At 49.5% G+C, this 15,027-nt stretch carries 17 protein-coding genes and 1 other annotated feature; of the genes, 10 read left to right on the top strand and 7 right to left on the bottom strand.

What is annotated here, in order from left to right; translation table 11 throughout:
- Window positions 1-22: 22 nt before the first annotated feature.
- From ffh to rplS, 5 genes are all read left to right on the top strand, one after another.
- Window positions 23-1,384 (top strand): signal recognition particle protein, encoded by a 1,362-nt coding sequence (ffh, locus tag LCF41_RS16585; RefSeq protein ID WP_225085519.1) that lies wholly within the window; start codon window positions 23-25, stop codon window positions 1,382-1,384.
- Between the two features lie 158 nt (window positions 1,385-1,542).
- Complete coding sequence (gene rpsP, locus LCF41_RS16580; RefSeq protein ID WP_225085518.1) at window positions 1,543-1,791, top strand: 30S ribosomal protein S16; 249 nt, start codon at window positions 1,543-1,545, stop codon at window positions 1,789-1,791.
- A gap of 18 nt (window positions 1,792-1,809) precedes the next feature.
- Complete coding sequence (rimM, locus tag LCF41_RS16575) at window positions 1,810-2,358, top strand: ribosome maturation factor RimM (protein WP_225085517.1); 549 nt, start codon at window positions 1,810-1,812, stop codon at window positions 2,356-2,358.
- A gap of 38 nt (window positions 2,359-2,396) precedes the next feature.
- Window positions 2,397-3,152 carry a tRNA (guanosine(37)-N1)-methyltransferase TrmD gene (gene trmD / locus LCF41_RS16570; RefSeq protein WP_225085516.1) on the top strand — a complete coding sequence of 252 codons (756 nt, stop codon included), beginning with the start codon at window positions 2,397-2,399 and terminating at the stop codon, window positions 3,150-3,152.
- A gap of 63 nt (window positions 3,153-3,215) precedes the next feature.
- Window positions 3,216-3,563 (top strand): 50S ribosomal protein L19, encoded by a 348-nt coding sequence (gene rplS / locus LCF41_RS16565; RefSeq protein ID WP_010285987.1) that lies wholly within the window; start codon window positions 3,216-3,218, stop codon window positions 3,561-3,563.
- 74 nt (window positions 3,564-3,637) lie between these two features.
- On the opposite strand, the gene LCF41_RS16560 is transcribed toward rplS, so the two are convergent.
- Window positions 3,638-4,843 (bottom strand): ISL3 family transposase, encoded by a 1,206-nt coding sequence (locus LCF41_RS16560; protein WP_225085515.1) that lies wholly within the window; start codon window positions 4,841-4,843, stop codon window positions 3,638-3,640.
- Between the two features lie 32 nt (window positions 4,844-4,875).
- On the opposite strand from LCF41_RS16560, the gene LCF41_RS16555 reads away from it, so the two are divergent.
- Window positions 4,876-5,238 (top strand): hypothetical protein, encoded by a 363-nt coding sequence (locus tag LCF41_RS16555; protein ID WP_225085514.1) that lies wholly within the window; start codon window positions 4,876-4,878, stop codon window positions 5,236-5,238.
- Here LCF41_RS16555 and LCF41_RS16550 read toward each other — a convergent pair.
- From LCF41_RS16550 to btsR, 3 genes are all read right to left on the bottom strand, one after another.
- Window positions 5,222-6,160 carry an SAM-dependent methyltransferase gene (locus LCF41_RS16550; protein ID WP_225085513.1) on the bottom strand — a complete coding sequence of 313 codons (939 nt, stop codon included), beginning with the start codon at window positions 6,158-6,160 and terminating at the stop codon, window positions 5,222-5,224. The genes LCF41_RS16555 and LCF41_RS16550 overlap by 17 nt on opposite strands.
- Before the next feature lie 263 nt (window positions 6,161-6,423).
- Window positions 6,424-6,771: a DUF2799 domain-containing protein gene (locus tag LCF41_RS16545; protein ID WP_225088206.1), complete on the bottom strand. Its 348-nt coding sequence runs from the start codon at window positions 6,769-6,771 to the stop codon at window positions 6,424-6,426.
- A gap of 46 nt (window positions 6,772-6,817) precedes the next feature.
- Entirely contained in the window at window positions 6,818-7,534 is a 717-nt protein-coding gene (gene btsR, locus LCF41_RS16540; RefSeq protein ID WP_225085512.1) for a two-component system response regulator BtsR, read from the bottom strand.
- Between the two features lie 261 nt (window positions 7,535-7,795).
- Here btsR and LCF41_RS16535 point away from each other — a divergent pair, with 261 nt between their 5' ends.
- Entirely contained in the window at window positions 7,796-8,869 is a 1,074-nt protein-coding gene (locus tag LCF41_RS16535) for a 3-deoxy-7-phosphoheptulonate synthase (protein WP_225085511.1), read from the top strand.
- Between the two features lie 6 nt (window positions 8,870-8,875).
- A complete protein-coding gene (gene tyrA, locus LCF41_RS16530) occupies window positions 8,876-9,997 on the top strand; it encodes a bifunctional chorismate mutase/prephenate dehydrogenase (RefSeq protein ID WP_225085510.1) in 1,122 nt (373 codons plus the stop codon).
- A 118-nt stretch (window positions 9,998-10,115) separates the two neighbouring features.
- On the opposite strand, the gene pheA is transcribed toward tyrA, so the two are convergent.
- The 3 genes from pheA to bamD all read right to left on the bottom strand — a co-directional run bounded on the left by pheA (window position 10,116) and on the right by bamD (window position 13,018).
- The gene (gene pheA / locus LCF41_RS16525; RefSeq protein WP_225085509.1) at window positions 10,116-11,276 is read right to left on the bottom strand and encodes a bifunctional chorismate mutase/prephenate dehydratase; all 1,161 of its coding nucleotides are present in this window, start codon (window positions 11,274-11,276) and stop codon (window positions 10,116-10,118) included.
- Window positions 11,277-11,304: 28 nt separating this feature from the next.
- Window positions 11,305-11,430, bottom strand: a sequence feature (Phe leader region).
- 193 nt (window positions 11,431-11,623) lie between these two features.
- A complete protein-coding gene (gene raiA, locus LCF41_RS16520; RefSeq protein ID WP_225085508.1) occupies window positions 11,624-11,962 on the bottom strand; it encodes a ribosome-associated translation inhibitor RaiA in 339 nt (112 codons plus the stop codon).
- A gap of 321 nt (window positions 11,963-12,283) precedes the next feature.
- Window positions 12,284-13,018: an outer membrane protein assembly factor BamD gene (gene bamD / locus LCF41_RS16515; RefSeq protein WP_225085507.1), complete on the bottom strand. Its 735-nt coding sequence runs from the start codon at window positions 13,016-13,018 to the stop codon at window positions 12,284-12,286.
- A gap of 134 nt (window positions 13,019-13,152) precedes the next feature.
- Here bamD and rluD point away from each other — a divergent pair, with 134 nt between their 5' ends.
- The gene (gene rluD, locus LCF41_RS16510; protein ID WP_225085506.1) at window positions 13,153-14,130 is read left to right on the top strand and encodes a 23S rRNA pseudouridine(1911/1915/1917) synthase RluD; all 978 of its coding nucleotides are present in this window, start codon (window positions 13,153-13,155) and stop codon (window positions 14,128-14,130) included.
- 43 nt (window positions 14,131-14,173) lie between these two features.
- Window positions 14,174-14,899: a purine nucleoside phosphorylase YfiH gene (gene yfiH / locus LCF41_RS16505; protein WP_225085505.1), complete on the top strand. Its 726-nt coding sequence runs from the start codon at window positions 14,174-14,176 to the stop codon at window positions 14,897-14,899.
- Window positions 14,900-15,027: the final 128 nt, after the last annotated feature.

Genomic DNA, 15,027 nt, shown 5'->3' with positions numbered 1-15,027 from the left:
TGTCTTACGTTGAGCATGAGATATGTTTGAAAATTTAACCGATCGACTCTCGCGCACATTGCGCAATATCAGCGGCCGCGGGCGGTTGACTGAAGACAACATAAAAGAAACGCTGCGTGAAGTGCGTATGGCATTGCTGGAAGCCGACGTCGCGTTACCTGTGGTGCGTGATTTTATCAATCGAGTGAAAGAACGTGCCGTAGGGCATGAAGTTAATAAAAGTCTGACGCCGGGCCAAGAGTTCGTCAAAATTGTTAAAAATGAACTCGTCAGCGCCATGGGGGATATCAACGCCGAGCTGAATCTTGCCGCGCAGCCTCCTGCGGTTGTTCTGATGGCGGGCCTGCAAGGTGCGGGTAAAACCACCAGCGTGGGCAAGCTGGGTAAATTCCTGCGTGAGAAGCAGAAGAAAAAAGTGCTGGTGGTTTCTGCCGACGTTTATCGCCCTGCGGCGATTAAGCAGTTGGAAACACTGGCGCAGCAGGTGGGCGTCGATTTCTTCCCGTCAGACGCACAGGAAAAGCCACTTGCGATTGTAGAACGTGCGTTACAACACGCGAAGCTGAAATTCTACGATGTCTTGTTGGTCGATACCGCGGGTCGTCTTCACGTCGATGACGCGATGATGGACGAAATCAAACAGGTTCATGCGGCGATTAAGCCCGTTGAGACGCTGTTTGTGGTTGATGCCATGACGGGGCAGGATGCGGCGAATACGGCGAAAGCCTTTAATGAAGCGCTGCCGTTAACGGGTGTCATCCTCACTAAAATTGATGGTGATGCCCGCGGCGGTGCGGCGTTATCTATCCGCCATATTACAGGTAAGCCGATTAAATTCCTCGGCGTCGGTGAAAAAACCGAAGCGCTAGAGCCGTTCTATCCTGAGCGCGTGGCATCGCGCATTCTCGGTATGGGCGATGTGCTTTCACTGATTGAAGATATTGAAAGCAAGGTCGACCGTACACAGGCAGAGAAGCTGGCGAAGAAGCTGAAGAAGGGCGATGGGTTTGATTTGACCGATTTTCTGGATCAGCTCAAGCAAATGCGCAATATGGGCGGCATGGCGAGCATGATGAGCAAAATGCCGGGCATGGGCCAACTGCCTGATAATGTAAAATCGCAAATGGATGACAAAGTGCTGGTACGCATGGAGGCGATCATTAATTCAATGACGCTTCAGGAACGTGCTAAGCCTGAGATTATCAAAGGGTCGCGCAAGCGCCGTATCGCGATGGGTTCAGGTATGCAGGTCCAGGACGTGAACCGTCTTCTGAAGCAGTTCGATGATATGCAACGCATGATGAAGAAGATGAAAAACGGTGGTCTGGCGAAAATGATGCGCGGTATGAAAGGGATGATGCCACCTGGTTTTCCGGGGCGTTAATCACTGAAATTCCCTGGCGTGGATAAACTCTTGGCGTGATTACACGCTTTAGATTGCTTTTTGCGCCAAAATGAGTAAAATTTTCGGGCTTTTTATATGACATACTGGGCTCCGTTCCTCGATGGGGCCCAGTTGTTTTATTCACTAAAGAGGATGTTATGGTAACAATTCGTTTGGCACGTGGCGGCGCGAAAAAACGCCCGTTCTATCAAGTAATCGTGACCGATAGCCGCAATGCGCGTGACGGTCGTTTCATTGAGCGCGTTGGTTTCTTCAACCCAATCGCATCAGGTCAAGCAGAAGCACTGCGTCTGGATCTGGACCGTATCGAGCATTGGCTTGGTCTGGGTGCAACTGTGTCTGATCGCGTATCTTCGCTGATCAAAGACGCTAAAAAAGCAGCATAATCTGTTGCGGTGGTGATAATGAGCAATCAACTCAGCCCAAAACCTCCCGTTAACCCGATTGTTATGGGGAAGATTGGGTCGGCATACGGCATCCGAGGTTGGCTCAGAGTGTTTTCATCCACCGAAGATGCCGAGAGCATTTTTGATTATCAGCCTTGGTTCACCCAGAGTAAAAGCGGTTGGCAGCTTGTCGAAATTGAAAGCTGGAAGTATCACAATCAGGACCTGATCATCAAAGTGAAAGGTGTTGATGACCGTGATGCGGCTAATTTACTGACTAATTGCGAAATTGTCGTAGATTCGTCACAACTGCCCGACCTGGGCGAAGGTGATTATTACTGGAAGGATCTTATTGGCTGTCAGGTCGTGACCGTAACAGGTTATGAGTTGGGTAAAGTCATCGATATGATGGAAACCGGCTCGAACGATGTGATGGTAATAAAAGCCAACCTAAAAGATGCCTTCGGAGTCAAGGAACGGCTGGTTCCGTTCCTCACTGAACAGGTTGTTAAGCGCGTCGACCTGTCTACTCAAACTATTGAAGTAGATTGGGATCCTGGTTTTTGAGCTCTGAATCGACCAGTAGTACCCAGCGGAACGAGACTATGTGGATTGGGGTGATTAGCCTGTTTCCAGAGATGTTCCGGGCAATTACTGATTACGGAGTCACTGGCCGGGCAGTAAAAAATGGCCTGCTGAACGTACAGTATTGGAGTCCTCGTGACTTCACTTACGATCGGCATCGCACCGTGGATGACCGACCTTATGGCGGCGGTCCCGGAATGCTGATGATGGTGCAACCTTTACGGGATGCGATCCACGCAGCAAAAGCAGCGGCAGGCGAAGGCGCGAGAGTGATTTATTTATCACCTCAGGGCCGTAAATTAGATCAGCAAGGCGTACGTCAACTCGCTACTAACCAGAAGATGATTCTGGTCTGTGGACGGTACGAGGGGATTGATGAGCGCGTAATTAAAACCGAAATCGATGAAGAATGGTCGATCGGGGATTACGTACTCAGCGGTGGGGAACTGCCAGCGATGACCCTGATTGACTCCGTTGCCCGCTTTATACCGGGTGTACTGGGGCATCAGGCTTCAGCAGAAGAAGATTCTTTTGCCGATGGGTTGCTGGATTGTCCTCATTTCACTCGCCCTGAAGTACTGGAAGGCATGGAGGTTCCGGCGGTGTTACTGTCTGGAAACCATGCGGAAATACGTCGCTGGCGATTGAAGCAGTCGCTGGGCCGAACCTGGCTTAGAAGACCTGAACTTCTGAAAAGCCTAGCTCTGACTGACGAGCAAACAAGGTTGCTGGCTGAATTCCAACGTGAATATCAGTCTGAGCAACAAGAGTATTAGGTGGTTACGTCGGTTTGATCTGGCGAACCCAACTATCAGTTTACCTAGGGTAAGAGACATATTATGAGCAACATTATTAAGCAAATCGAAGACGAACAAATGAAGCAGGACGTACCTGCATTTCGTCCGGGTGATACCGTAGAAGTGAAGGTATGGGTTGTTGAAGGTAGCAAAAAACGTCTGCAGGCATTCGAGGGCGTGGTTATCGCTATTCGTAACCGCGGTCTGCATTCTGCATTCACTGTTCGCAAAATTTCTAACGGCGAAGGCGTAGAGCGTGTATTCCAGACTCACTCTCCAGTTGTTGACAGCATCGCTGTTAAACGTCGTGGTGCCGTGCGTAAAGCCAAACTGTACTACCTGCGTGAGCGTACTGGTAAGTCTGCTCGTATCAAAGAGCGTCTTAACTAAGATAGCGCTTTCGCAACATCCGAAAGTTGTTATGAATAAGGGGTTTAGCCAAAGGCTAACCCCTTTTTTTAGGTTCATCGCGCTTTACCGGGGAACGCTGCTTTAATTTTCAGGAAGAAGTAGTCGTTATCCCGGTATCCATAAGCCATTCGCTTTAGTACCTTGATTTTGTTATTCATCCCCTCCAGCACACTCGTATTCAGACGATGTTCAGCACTGGCGATTATCCCGCTCACGTAGCCCTTGAGCTTATCTGCGAACTGCTGCAGCGCTTTTATATCGCTCTCCTGAGACTGCCTGTACCATTCATCCCAGCGATGCCGGGCCACCTCCTTATCCGGCGCATACCACAGCTCTTTCAGCGCAGTTTTCATCACGTACACGGTGTTCAGCGGCTGGTTGGCCTCCAGCAACTCTGCCAGCTTTACATCATGACCTGCTGGCAGATTTTCAGCGTTACGCAGCAACAGCCAGCGGCTGCGCTTGATAACCTTCCGGGCTTTCGCGTTGTCACGTAGCTGATTCGCCTGGTCAACCCGCACCCTGTCGATGACCTCGCGACCGAACTTCGCCACCACGTGGAACAAATCATAGACCACTTCCGCCTGTGGGCATTGCTCCCTGACTTCAAGGTCCAGCGCCGTGTTCATGTCCATTGCGACAGACTCGATAGCCGCGCAGCCTTCCGGTCCCAGCCAGGTGAAGAACGGGCGGAAGGCCGCGCGGCTGCGACCTTCCCCGACCCACAGCACCTGCTGCGTATCAGCGTCCACGACCACAGTGGCATAGCGATGGCCTTTAAACAGGGCGAACTCATCCATTATCAGGCGGCGAAGTGTATGTCGCTCTGGCTCCTGCAATTCCCGACGCAAACGGCGGAGGTCGATATTCTTGATGGTGTGCCAGTGCAGGGCTGTCAGCTGTGCTACGTGCTTCACGGGGAGTAGACGGCTAAGAGACTCAACCCAGACGGATAATGTAGAGGTGTAACGCTGCCTCTCAGGCAACCAGGAGATACGTTCGGTGGCAACACCGCAGCAGGCGCAGCGAAGACGACGAACAGGAACCAGAAGGGTGACGCGCCAGTGCAGCAAATCCCGCTCACGAACCTGACGTACAGAGACATCATGAACGGCACAGTCTCTTCGGCCACATCGGCGGCACTGGGGTGCAAAACGGGGGTCTGGGCGAAGCGTAATAAGCAGCGCATCAGATGAGGAATGGGAAAAGGAGTCAACGGTAAAGCCTTCCCAGAAAAGGGAAGAGAGGTTAGCATTCATGGCAGACGGCGGTTGAGTGGTCGGTTAGTGTTTTGGCGAATACAAAACTAACCACTTTTACCGCCGTTTTCTATTGGTTCACGCTTAAGCGCGATGAACCTTTTTTTATGTCTGATAGTGGCAAAGCGGCGGTGTGCTATCTCTCAGGGATATATATGCGTTACTTAATGGCTGTGGTTAAGGCACCGTTTGCTTTAGCAGTAAAAAGCCCACCTTTTGGGTGGGCTTCGCTTTCCCTGATGCCATCATTATTGTTTGAATTTCAGTACCATAATGACATCACACATGGTTATTTTATAAACGTTTATACAGATCAATTTTCCAATATTGATCGGTTACTGCGATCAAAACATCGTGTTGATACCGTTTTTATCCTACTCAGTACGGCTTATTAGCGACAACCGTTGGGTACATGTGCATACGATCGTTCATAAACTGGATATCGGTAAATCCAGCCTGTTCTAACTGTGATTGCGTTTGTTGATGAGTTCGGAACGCTGTCCATGTTGCCCCTATGATGCGTGAGAAAAGAACATACTGGAGCGCCAGCAATTTCGGGTCGGCGTTTATCCATGGGGAGTCTTGCGATTGCGTAGGAGGTGGCGTCATAAAACTGGTTATCAGCGTGCCTCCCGGTTTCAGCCCAGAATAGAACACGCGGTAAAGTTCGGTCACTTTGTCATCATCTTGCTCATAAACATTGAGTCCGTTGCTGGTAATCACATCAGCTTGTGCGGCTAAATCAACAGTCCAGGCATCAGTCAGTACCAACGATATCTGGTTTTCCAGCCCTCGTTGACTGGCAAGTTTGTAAGCCTCTTCCAGCGCCTGTCTATCCAGGTCGATCCCGATTAATTTCACATCTTGATGTTGCGTATAGTCCAGCAGTAGTAAATCGGCCATGACGCCACAGGGGACGGATGCCATGACGGCATTCGGCCGTAAGCGTTCTTGAAGCAGACGTTGGAAAATCCCGAACTGTTCGCGCGTCGCTAACACGTTGGGGAGTTGTGTGTAGATGATTTCTTCGAGCGGGTTCACATAATGAGTTGGCTGATGTGCTATCACATTATGTGTCCAGTACGCATTTAACCCATGATGTTTCAGTAAAAACTGGCCTAATTCAAGGTGGGAGAAAGCCTCGAGAAGCGCCAGTTGCTCCTCTACAGAAATGCCGGGATGGTCACCAGACTCGATAATTCTATTCTTTATTGCAGCGACGCGCTCATCATGGCTTTCTTGCGATGACGTTGCGTGTGATAAGAGTCTTGAGCTGTTATTCGGAGACGGATTATGAGTTTTGTGTGAACCGGCCATGTGACCACTCCATAATATCAATCGCTGTCAGGGATAATGAAATCAACGATCAATGACCTATGATTTTTTCGTTATCCCTGCATCAGATTATTAATAATATGATGTGATTATTTATATTGGATATAATAAAGGGGAGGTATATCTGACGTATTTCTATGCGAGTACAAAAATGAGTGGAATTGTTACCAGATGCGATGAACCATAGTTTTTAATCAGCTAACTCGCTGATGAGTATGGACCATCGCCTTATCTGTGGAAGGTGATTAAGGCAGGTTTTGCTGCCAGTGAGTGCGCAGCGTTTCCGCATTCTCTACGCCATCGCAGCTAGCAGGAAAGTTTTTCCCAGCTTTTCCCCATTCCTCCATGTTATCTGTACCGCAAAAAGCCGATTGTCCAGCCTGATAACCACGCAGGTAGGTTTCACGGTCGATCTGCGGATTACCAAACCATTCCTGTAAGGTGCTATCGTCCTTTACGACCATACCAGAGATTGCATCCTGATAGCCCGCTTCGTACCAGAATCCTGATTCACTTTTAGCGGGTAACGAAGGGATGTTACTTTGGCATGCTGTCATTAAAAGAATTACAGCCAAGACATAACTGTATTTCATCATCAAACCTTCAATGTTTCGGCCATTGGCCTGAAGGAGCATGCTGTCAGGCGATGCCCAGTTTTTCTTTCAGTAACTTGAGATAGCGGCGACTGACGGGGATGTGTTTTCCCGTGTGGGTCAATACTTCTGCTGCGCCATTCTCCATTAATTGTATTTCTTTCAGTTGCTCGGTGTTAACCATATATTGACGATGGCAACGGACGAAAGGCGTTTTCTCTTCCAGCGTTTTCAGTGAAAGTTGGGTGTAGCCAGACTGGCTAACGCCCACGACGTGCACGCCGCTGAGTTCCGAACAAAGATACTCGACTTCCTCAATTTTGAGCAAAAAAATACGGTTGTGCCCGTTGCAGGGGATATGACGAAGCAAGGGTTCTGAAATTATCTGTACGTTTTTATTTACGCTTGTGCCGCGCCGTAAACGATTTAGCGTTTTACCGAGCCGCTGTGCATCCAGTGGTTTCAGTAAATAGTCAAAAGCATGTTCTTCAAATGCTCTCACCGCGTACTCATCATAGGCTGTCACGAAGACGACATAAGGCATATTCTCTGGATCCAACATGGCGACCAGCTCTAATCCGCTGACCTTTGGCATCTGTATATCCAGAAAAATGACATCCGGTTGCAACCGATGAATCGCAGGTATTGCCTCCAGCGCATTGCTGCACTGTGCAATGATGGTGATATCAGATTCATTTTCCAGTAACAGACTGAGCTCTTCACGTGCCAGCTGTTCGTCATCGATGATTATCGCTTTCAGCATCCTTCCCCCTTGTTGGCGTGATTCTATCATTATTCACACTGGAGAGAGGTATGGTTGCGTCGGGAAGTGATTGGGCATGCAGAGATTGTTTTTATGACAATATTTAGGGTGGTAATTTTTTATTTACACTAGTTGGATTGAAATCTTTACGGTTCGTGTTATGGTGTAAACATCATGCGTAGGTCGTACAGGCAATGAAGTGTACAGACAATAGATTGTACAGACAGTCGCGAACATACCGAACTTTTCAGGAATGGGATCATGCAAAAAGATTCACTTAACAATATTAATATCAGTGCAGAACAGGTTTTGATTACCCCCGATGAATTGAAAGCCAAGTTTCCACTTAACGATGCAGAGCAACGCGATATTGCCCAAGCGAGAGCAACCATTGCGAATATCATTCATGGCCGTGACGATCGTCTACTGATCGTCTGTGGGCCTTGCTCGATTCATGACACCGATGCCGCGTTGGAATACGCACGTCGTCTGCAATCGCTCTCCGCTGAATTAAACGATCGCCTCTATATTGTGATGCGCGTTTATTTTGAAAAACCACGTACTACCGTGGGCTGGAAAGGACTCATCAACGATCCATTCATGGATGGCTCATTTGATGTGGAATCAGGGCTGCATATCGCGCGCGGCCTGCTGCTGGAATTGGTGAATATGGGGCTGCCGCTGGCGACCGAAGCACTTGATCCAAACAGTCCGCAGTATCTGGGCGATTTGTTCAGTTGGTCGGCTATTGGCGCTCGTACAACTGAATCACAAACGCACCGTGAGATGGCTTCCGGCCTGTCAATGCCTGTTGGGTTCAAAAATGGCACGGATGGCAGCCTGGGAACGGCGATCAATGCGATGAGAGCTGCCGCAATGCCGCATCGTTTTGTGGGCATCAACCAAACGGGCCAGGTTTGTCTGCTACAAACGCAGGGGAACATTGATGGCCACGTGATTCTGCGCGGTGGTAAAAAACCAAACTACAGTGCGCAGGATGTCGCTGAATGTGAAAAACAGATGCAGGATGCGGGACTGAGACCGGCGCTGATGATAGATTGTAGTCACAGTAATTCGAATAAAGACTACCGCCGTCAGCCACTTGTTGTTGAATCTGCGATTGAACAAATTAAGGCGGGAAATCGTTCCATTATAGGACTGATGCTGGAAAGCCACCTTAACGAGGGGAGCCAGTCTTCAGAACAGCCGCGTTCAGATATGCGCTACGGTGTATCAGTCACGGATGCCTGTATCAGTTGGGAAAGTACAGAAGCGCTGCTGCGTTCCGTTCATCAAGAGCTGAGTGCTGCGCGTGTGAAACATTCAGGAGAGTAACAAGATATGGTAGCTGAACTGACCGCATTACGTGATCAGATAGATGAGGTGGATAAGGAGCTTGTCGCGCTGTTATCACGTCGGTTGCGTTTGGTGGCGGAAGTGGGTGAAGTGAAAAGCCGCTATGGCTTGCCTATTTATGCACCCGATCGTGAAGCGGCCATGCTCAGCTCACGCCGTCAAGAGGCGGCGTCGATGGGGGTTCCACCGGATCTCATTGAAGATATCCTGCGGCGAACCATGCGCGAATCCTATACCAGCGAAAATGACAAAGGCTTTAAAACGCTGTGTCCGCAGTTGCGTCCGGTCGTCATCATCGGTGGCCGTGGTCAAATGGGCAACCTGTTTGAAAAAATGCTGACGCTGTCGGGATACCAGGTCAAGATTCTGGAACAGGATGATTGGCCGCGCGCAGATGAACTGCTGTCTGACGCGGGTATGGTGATTGTTAGCGTGCCGATTCACGTTACTGAGCAGGTTATTGCTCGCCTTCCTGCTTTACCGGATGACTGTATTTTGGTTGATCTGGCATCGGTAAAAAATGGCCCACTTCAGGCGATGCTGGCGGCACATAGTGGTCCGGTACTGGGTCTGCACCCGATGTTCGGGCCAGACAGCGGGAGCCTTGCCAAGCAGGTTGTCGTCTATTGCGATGGTCGGCAGCCGGAAGCTTACCAGTGGTTGCTGGAACAGATTCAGGTATGGGGCGCGCGTTTGCATCGCATTAGTGCGGTCGAACACGATCAGAACATGATGTTTATTCAGGCATTGCGTCACTTTGCGACATTTGCTTATGGCCTGCATTTAGCCGAAGAGAATGTGCAGATTGAGCAGCTGTTGGCGCTGTCATCACCAATCTATCGTCTGGAGTTGATCATGGTTGGGCGTTTGTTTGCACAGGACCCGCAGCTTTACGCCGACATTATTATGTCTTCAGAGGATAATCTGGCGTTGATTAAGCGTTACTACAAACGCTTTGGTGAAGCGATTACGTTACTGGAGCAGACGGATAAAGCCGAGTTTATTAACAGCTTCAAAAAAGTCGAACACTGGTTTGGTGACTATGCCAAACGTTTTCAGGCGGAGAGCCGGGTACTTTTACGGCAGGCAAACGATATTCGTCAGTAAGTACGTTTGCGCTTCAGGCTGTGTTTGATAGTTGAATTTTATCCGATATTAGAATTGTGTTCGAGAAGCCATCCCGGTGAAAATCAGGATGGCTTTTTCAATGATTCGTCCGTATCGACTATTCGTTCACATCGACGGGGACGACGTTTTCACTGGGGTAACAGCCCAACACTTTTAACGATCGGGTAATGGGAGCTAATCCTTTTAGCGCTTTCTGCATGTTATCGCTGCGCAGGTTGGCCTGTACGTCAAGATAGAACATCTCTTCCCACGGGTTACCGTTGATCGGCCTGGATTCCAGCTTGGTCATCACAATGCCGTTATCACGCAATACTAATAGCGCTTCCACCAGTGCGCCGGACTGTTGGCCGGTTGCCATAATTAGCGTGGTTTTTGCTGGTACTTGTTCAGTCACGTCAATCGGCTTACGTGCTAATACAATGAAGCGAGTGATGTTTTGCGACTGATTTGCCAGATCGTGTTCCAGCACCTGTAGCTGATACAGCTGACCGCCAGCTTCGCTGCCGAGTGCCGCTGCTTTTGGTGAATTGAGCGCCGCGACTTTTTCCATCGCCGCAGCGGTGCTCTCACAATACTCAATCTTCCAATGCGGAAAGCGATTAATGAAATGACTGCATTGCTGGAACGGTTGTGGGTGGCTATAAACCGTTTCGATCTGTTCCAGCGACGTATCAGTGGCCACCAGAACGCAGTGATTTATCGGGTTGGTTAATTCGCCGACAATGGATAATCCGGTGTGTTGCAGCAGGTCATAGACATCGTTTATCGAGCCGGAGCTGGTGTTTTCAATCGGCAGTACGGCATAGTCCGCTTGCCCTGTTTCCACCATGTTAAAGATATCTTGAAACTTTTGGCAGCCACATTCGATAAGTTGCTCGAAGTGTCGTGCGGCATACTGGCGGGCGGCAAGATGGGAATAAGACCCTTTCGGACCGAGAAACGCAATACGAGCAGAATGTGATGTTGTTTGGTTGAGGTGATGCTGTAAGAGAGCCTGCTGCGTCAGTACCGAATCTTCAATAATGAGCTGAAATAAGCGGGTAATATAGTGACCATCAAGATGATGCTTTTTCCCAGCGGCGGTCAGCTTGTCTAACAAATCACGTTCACGCTCTTTGTCACGGATAGGACGATGCGAATGTAATTTGCTGCGGGCAACATCTAGCGCCAGTTCTCGCCTTTGTGCCAACAATTCAATTAATTGCAGATCCAATGCGCTAATGCGTTCTCGCAGTGCCAGTAATGGGTTATCTGTCATGATGCTATTACCTGCCTTATGTTCTTATATAAAAAAAGCCTCCTGGTCAGGAGGCTTTTTTGTTCGTCTTCGTATTCTTGCTCTTACGACGAATCGCCTCCCAAATCAGGGGAAGGTGAAAAAGAATACGAAGAAAAACAGTTTATTTGTCATGCGTGCTCGGTTAGTCAGAAAAATCCAGATTCTTAGCAGGTAAGGTAACTGTTGGCTTTTCGTCCTGTCAATACAAAATCGCCACATGCAATGTTAAACCATGTCGCGCGTTGGTACTTTAGGACGTGAGTTACGGGGGCGTAGAATGCAGAAACGCGCCCTCAGGCGCGTTATATTGACGTGAAGAGAGTGAACTACTCTTCTTGGGTCGGCTGAAGATTGGCTTCTTTGACGCTAGCGACTGCGCGTCTGGCTTCGCCTTTATGCTGGAGTTTGTCCAACTGGCGTTCGAGTTTGGTAATCAACTCATTGATGGCGGCATACATATCATCATGTTTAGCGCTGCCAACCAGCGGGCCATTTGGCGTACTGATCGTGGCATCGGCGACAAAACCCTGAGGCTCTTTTGACAGAATAATATGCGGGTTAATCAGCTGGGTTTGCCACTTATCCAGCTTAGAAAGACGGTCTTCGACATGTTGACGAATTGCGGGGGTGATATCCATTTGCTTACTGGTAATATTAATAGTCATATAAACTTACCTCTCTGCCTATGTCCGTCTTGGATGATTTCAGCATACAGTGAGTTGCGACAAAAAGCGTGATATTGATCGCTTTTTTTCGTCACTTTTTGTCAAGAAAACGGGATTTGTGAGGTGCCATCGGGAATAAGAGGGAAGTGCTTGAGAGGGCATCTGGCCTGTGCCATTATTGACAGGATGTATTGACGCCACCGCCTTGTTGTTGACTCCCGCCAAGCTGTTTTTTCTGCTCATCAATGCATTGCGAACTGTTCGAACCATAAAAAAACGGCAACCGAAGCTGCCGTCTCATTATTGTGTGACTTCTCTCGCTTATGCCGGGTTAGCCGCGATGATTTTTGCCACTTTATCCGCCTGGGCGGCAAGTTGCAGTTCACGATAGGCGTTTTCCATCAACGGCAGGGCCGTTTTTGTTGCCTGGGCATCAGGGTAATCACGCAGCATTTGCTCAACGCGATTAACTACTGCCACATAAGCGCCACGTTTCGTGTAGTATTGCGCGACAGAAAGTTCATACTTGGCCAGACGCTCTTTGAGGTAAACCAAACGCTTGTTTGCGTCGGTGGCGTATTGGCTGTTCGGATACCCCTGAATGAGCTTGCTGAAATCCCGAAATGCGGTGCGGGCGTACTGCGGATCGCGATCGGAACGATCGACGCCGAAGAAGCCTTGTAACGCGCTATCATCCAGCGCCATGTCGGTAAGGCCGCGCATGTACAGGACATAATCCACGTTTGGATGAGTCGGGTTGAGCCGCAGGAAGCGGTCAATAGAAGCTTGAGCCAATGGCAACTCTGCGGATTTGTAATAGGCGTAGATCAAATCCAACTGTACTTGCTGCGAGTAGGGACCAAACGGATACCGGTTATCCAGTGCTTCCAACTGCGTGATGGCTGCTTTAAAGTTGCCGTCTTGCAGTTTTTGTTGAGCATTGGCATAGATTTCAGATGGCGGACTATCAGGAACCGCATCTTTGGAATTGCTGGAGCAACCAGCCAGCGCCAGGCTCAACGTGGCGGCAGCCACCAGATATTTCATACGCGTCATGACGTTTTGATTATCCTCAGAATGTTATTCCGGGAGGCTGTCCGTTAAGCTCCCGATTTAGACCAGCTACAATAGTACATTATTTTAAACGGCGTCGCCGTCAAAACCCAACGTTAACGAAGAAGCTGCATAATATGGCACAACAAGTACAACTCACCGCAACGGTGGCCGAATCTCAACTCGGACAACGTTTAGATCAGGCTTTGGCCGAATTGTTCCCTGATTATTCACGATCCCGCATAAAAGAGTGGATTCTTGAGAATCGGGTACAGATTAACGGCAATGTCACCAATAAGCCAAAAGAGAAAGTACTTGGCGGCGAATCGGTAGCGATTGATGCATTGATTGAGGAAGAAGCCCGCTGGGAAGCACAGGATATCAAGCTGGATATCGTGTATGAAGATCAGGACATCCTGGTCATCAACAAACCCAGAGATCTGGTGGTTCACCCCGGTGCGGGTAACCCGGATGGGACAGTATTGAATGCCTTGTTGCATCACTATCCTGAGATTGTCGATGTGCCCCGCGCTGGGATTGTGCACCGGCTTGATAAAGATACGACAGGGCTCATGGTCGTCGCGAAAACTGTTCCAGCACAGACGCGTTTAGTTGAGGCGCTACAGGCGCGTGAAATTACCCGTGAGTACGAGGCGGTTGCGATTGGTTCGATGACTGCGGGCGGCATGGTCGATCAGCCTATCGCTCGCCACGCGACCAAGCGAACTCACATGGCGGTGCACCCAATGGGTAAGCCCGCTGTGACACATTATCGCATCATGGAACATTTCCGTGCGCATACCCGTTTGCGGTTGCGTCTGGAAACGGGGCGCACCCATCAGATTCGTGTGCATATGGCGCACATTAATCATCCTCTGGTTGGCGATCAGCTATACGGCGGTCGTCCTCGTCCACCGAGAGGCGCTTCGGAAGCGTTCATTGAGACGCTGCGTGGTTTCGATCGTCAGGCGTTACATGCCACCATGTTACGCTTCTATCATCCTATTACCGGTATTCACATGGAATGGCATGCGGAATTGCCGCAGGATATGGTCAATTTGATTGATGCGCTGAAAGCCGATACCGAAGCGTTTAAAGATCAGCTCGACTGGTAATGAATTCAATACGATAAGTGCCGATTTATCGAGGTGACGAACTATGCTGATATACCCCGACTGGCCTTTGCCAGACAGTGTGAAATCTTGTAGTACGACGCGCATCGGTGGGCATAGTGTTGCCCCTTATGATTCGTTGAATTTGGGGAATCATGTGGGCGATGAGTCCGCATGCGTTACCGCAAATCGGCACGCGCTGGTGGAAATGGCTGGTCTCCCGGCCATGCCGCATTGGCTGGAACAGGTTCATGGTACTGATGTAATTCGTATTGGTGAGGAGTCACCCGCGTCCGTTTGCGGTGATGCTGCATATACGAATAAGAAAGGGCAGGTCTGTGCGGTGATGACGGCTGACTGCCTACCCGTGCTTTTTTGTGCAATCAACGGCGATGAAGTGGCTGCTGCGCATGCTGGTTGGCGTGGATTACATGCGGGGGTGCTGGAAGAAACGTTAGCCTGTTTCCGTGCGCAGCCTAGGCAGATCATGGCGTGGCTGGGTCCCGCTATCGGGTCTGATGCTTTTGAAGTCGGTTCTGAGGTGCGAGACGCGTTTATTCAGCATGATGCTGCGGCGGCTTCGGCATTTCGGCCTGAAGGAAATAAATTTTTTGCCGATATCTACCAACTGGCAAGTTTGCGTTTACGCGCCGCAGGGGTAACGCAAATTTTTGGTGGAAACGCTTGTACTGTGAGCGAACCTCACAAATTTTTCTCTTATCGGCGTGATGGCGTGACAGGCCGTATGGCAAGTTTAATCTGGCTGATATAACCTATTGAATTAAGACGATCCAGGACAAGTAACGTTTAAATCCTGTCACGACTGGCAAAATAACCTTGAAATTTTTGAGGGATGACCTCATTTAATCTCCAGTAGCAATTTTGACCAGTGTATGGGAG

It is taken from the genome of Pectobacterium colocasium (assembly GCF_020181655.1).
GTDB lineage: Bacteria > Pseudomonadota > Gammaproteobacteria > Enterobacterales > Enterobacteriaceae > Pectobacterium > Pectobacterium colocasium.
Note: the sequence above shows the minus strand (reverse complement) of the source record. Positions and strands in the feature narration are given on the sequence as shown.

Excerpts from the sequence above, each read along its gene's own strand:
- ffh (WP_225085519.1), top strand. The coding sequence starts at position 23 with ATGTTTGAAAATTTAACCGATCGACTCTCGCGCACATTGCGCAATATC.
- rpsP (WP_225085518.1), top strand. The coding sequence starts at position 1,543 with ATGGTAACAATTCGTTTGGCACGTGGCGGCGCGAAAAAACGCCCGTTC.
- rimM (WP_225085517.1), top strand. The coding sequence starts at position 1,810 with ATGAGCAATCAACTCAGCCCAAAACCTCCCGTTAACCCGATTGTTATG.
- trmD (WP_225085516.1), top strand. The coding sequence starts at position 2,397 with ATGTGGATTGGGGTGATTAGCCTGTTTCCAGAGATGTTCCGGGCAATT.
- rplS (WP_010285987.1), top strand. The coding sequence starts at position 3,216 with ATGAGCAACATTATTAAGCAAATCGAAGACGAACAAATGAAGCAGGAC.
- LCF41_RS16560 (WP_225085515.1), bottom strand. The coding sequence starts at position 4,843 with ATGAATGCTAACCTCTCTTCCCTTTTCTGGGAAGGCTTTACCGTTGAC.
- LCF41_RS16550 (WP_225085513.1), bottom strand. The coding sequence starts at position 6,160 with ATGGCCGGTTCACACAAAACTCATAATCCGTCTCCGAATAACAGCTCA.
- LCF41_RS16545 (WP_225088206.1), bottom strand. The coding sequence starts at position 6,771 with ATGAAATACAGTTATGTCTTGGCTGTAATTCTTTTAATGACAGCATGC.
- btsR (WP_225085512.1), bottom strand. The coding sequence starts at position 7,534 with ATGCTGAAAGCGATAATCATCGATGACGAACAGCTGGCACGTGAAGAG.
- LCF41_RS16535 (WP_225085511.1), top strand. The coding sequence starts at position 7,796 with ATGCAAAAAGATTCACTTAACAATATTAATATCAGTGCAGAACAGGTT.
- tyrA (WP_225085510.1), top strand. The coding sequence starts at position 8,876 with ATGGTAGCTGAACTGACCGCATTACGTGATCAGATAGATGAGGTGGAT.
- pheA (WP_225085509.1), bottom strand. The coding sequence starts at position 11,276 with ATGACAGATAACCCATTACTGGCACTGCGAGAACGCATTAGCGCATTG.
- raiA (WP_225085508.1), bottom strand. The coding sequence starts at position 11,962 with ATGACTATTAATATTACCAGTAAGCAAATGGATATCACCCCCGCAATT.
- bamD (WP_225085507.1), bottom strand. The coding sequence starts at position 13,018 with ATGACGCGTATGAAATATCTGGTGGCTGCCGCCACGTTGAGCCTGGCG.
- rluD (WP_225085506.1), top strand. The coding sequence starts at position 13,153 with ATGGCACAACAAGTACAACTCACCGCAACGGTGGCCGAATCTCAACTC.
- yfiH (WP_225085505.1), top strand. The coding sequence starts at position 14,174 with ATGCTGATATACCCCGACTGGCCTTTGCCAGACAGTGTGAAATCTTGT.